This window comes from Allostella sp. (assembly GCF_041913585.1).
In the GTDB taxonomy this organism is placed as follows: Bacteria; Pseudomonadota; Alphaproteobacteria; order ATCC43930; family Allostellaceae; genus Allostella.
The window spans coordinates 2,063-3,909 of record NZ_JAYSFE010000223.1 but is presented as its reverse complement, the minus strand read 5'-3'; the positions used below and the strand labels follow the sequence as shown (position 1 = coordinate 3,909).

The following is a 1,847-nucleotide window of genomic DNA, read 5'->3' as shown; positions in this document are numbered from 1 at the left end:
CCGGCGCCGTGGTGACCGACCGGGTGATGCCGCGGGTCGTCCAGCTCCCCACCGGCTCCTGGTACGACCCGGCCGAGCCCGGCCGGGCCGGCACGCTCGACCGCCACGGCAACCCCAACGTGCTGACCCTCGACAAGCCCTCCTCGAAGCTGGCCCAGGCGCCGGTCGCCATGACCTGCCTCGTCGAGGTCGAACGCTGGCAGGGCCCGGCGCCGCCCGTCGGCATCTTCGACCCGCCGGCGATCGAGGGCGCCTAGTCGGCCGTCGTGCCGTCCTCGGCCGCCAGCGCCTGAGCGGCCTCGACGGCGGCGGCCAGCCGTTCCAGCTCGGGATCCGGGATGCCGTGGGCGCGCAGGCCGTCGCGGGTCTGGAAGAGGTATTCGGCGGCACTGCCGAGCGCGCCCGAGGCGGTCGCCAGCCGCTCGACGACGATCTCCCGCGCCAGCCCGCCGGCATATTGCTCGCCCGCGGCGTCGATGGTGAAGGCGATGGCGCTGCCGAACCGCCGGCCCGCCGCGTCGAGCGCGTCGACCCAGCGCGGCACGTAGCTGCCGGCCACCATCTCGCGCCGCCACAGCAGGGCGAGCTCCGCCTCCAGCGCCTCCTCGGCGATGCGGAAGGCGACGCCGGTGCAGTCGCCGCCGGCGTCGAGGCCGAGCATCAGCCCCGGGTTCTCCGCCGTGCCGCGGCCGGCCCGGACCGTCAGGCAGAAGGCGCGGTGCCAGCCCTCGATCCGGGCCGGGCGCCGCTCGACGCTGTGGATGGTCGGGTTCCAGATCAGCGAGCCGTAGCCGAAGAGCCAGACGTCGCCCGGCGGCCGGGCGGCCAGCGTGGCGCGGAGCGACGCCGCCCGCTCCGCCTCGGTCAGCAGGCGCAGGTCCGGCGCGTCGCGGGCGACGATGGCGGCGACGCCGCCCGCCGCGATCAGCTCGCGGGTCAGCAGGTGGCGGTCGGTCGGCCGGTCGCTCATGGGGGCGCCGCCTACCACGCCGTATAGCCGCCGTCGACCAGCAGGTCGGCGCCGGTGACGAAGCTGGCGGCGTCGCTCGCCAGGAAGACGGCGGCCGACGCGATCTCGTCCGGGCGGCCCATGCGGCCGAGGACGTGGCGGCGGTCGTTGTAGGCGTGCATCGCCGCGTCGTCCGGGAAGCGCGAGCGCACCCGCGCGCCCTCGATCGCGCCGGGCGACAGGCTGACGACGCGGATGTTGTCCTTGGCGTGGTCGATCGCCATGACGCGCGTCAGGTTGTGGATCGCGGCCTTGGCGGCGGCATAGGCGGCCAGCCCCTCCTGGCCGACATGGCCGAGCTGCGAGGCGATGTTGACGACGACGCCGCCGCCCGTGTCCCGGATCGCCGGGATCGCGTGCTTGCTCATCAGGAAGGGGCCGGTCAGGTTGACCGCCATCTGGCGGTGCCATTCCTCCTCCGGCAGGTCGACGACGGTGCCGCGCACGGTGAAGGCGGCGGCGTTGTTGACGAGGACCGACAGCGCGCCGAAGACGCGCACCGCCGCCGCGACGGCCTCGGCGCAGGAGTCCGACCGGGTGACGTCGAGCGCCAGCGCGATCGCCTCGCCGCCCGCCTCGCGCGCGATCGCGGCCGCCCGTTCGGCCCGTTCGGCATCGATGTCGGCGGCGGCGAGCTTCGCCCCGGCGAAGGCGAAGGCCGCCGCCATGGCGCGGCCGATGTCGCCGCCGGCGCCGGTCAGGAGGACGACACGGCCGTCGAGGGGGCGGGGGATGGGCATCTCGGTCTCCGGGGCGGCGAAGCGGAACGGCTGCCGATCCGACCATTCCGGCACCCGGCTGGTCAATCGCCGGCTGGTCGATCGCCGGCTGGTCGATC

The 1,847-nt window shown here is 75.5% G+C and carries 3 protein-coding genes; 1 reads left to right on the top strand and 2 read right to left on the bottom strand.

Features of this window, described 5'->3' with window-relative positions:
- Positions 1 to 257, top strand: a 257-nt coding sequence (locus tag ACE3Q3_RS23300) for a molybdopterin dinucleotide binding domain-containing protein (protein ID WP_374450078.1), incomplete at its 5' end; no start/stop codon positions are given.
- On the opposite strand, the gene ACE3Q3_RS23295 is transcribed toward ACE3Q3_RS23300, so the two are convergent.
- Together ACE3Q3_RS23295 and ACE3Q3_RS23290 are read right to left on the bottom strand one after the other, a co-directional pair.
- On the bottom strand, positions 254 to 970 hold the full coding sequence (locus ACE3Q3_RS23295; protein WP_374450076.1) for a gamma-glutamylcyclotransferase: 717 nt from the start codon (positions 968 to 970) through the stop codon (positions 254 to 256). The genes ACE3Q3_RS23300 and ACE3Q3_RS23295 overlap by 4 nt on opposite strands.
- 11 nt (positions 971 to 981) lie before the next feature.
- On the bottom strand, positions 982 to 1,749 hold the full coding sequence (locus tag ACE3Q3_RS23290) for an SDR family NAD(P)-dependent oxidoreductase (protein ID WP_374450073.1): 768 nt from the start codon (positions 1,747 to 1,749) through the stop codon (positions 982 to 984).
- Positions 1,750 to 1,847 lie beyond the last annotated feature (98 nt).

Bases quoted from the DNA above. Each gene is read 5' to 3' on its own strand.
- ACE3Q3_RS23295 (WP_374450076.1), bottom strand. From the start codon at position 970: ATGAGCGACCGGCCGACCGACCGCCACCTGCTGACCCGCGAGCTGATC.
- ACE3Q3_RS23290 (WP_374450073.1), bottom strand. From the start codon at position 1,749: ATGCCCATCCCCCGCCCCCTCGACGGCCGTGTCGTCCTCCTGACCGGC.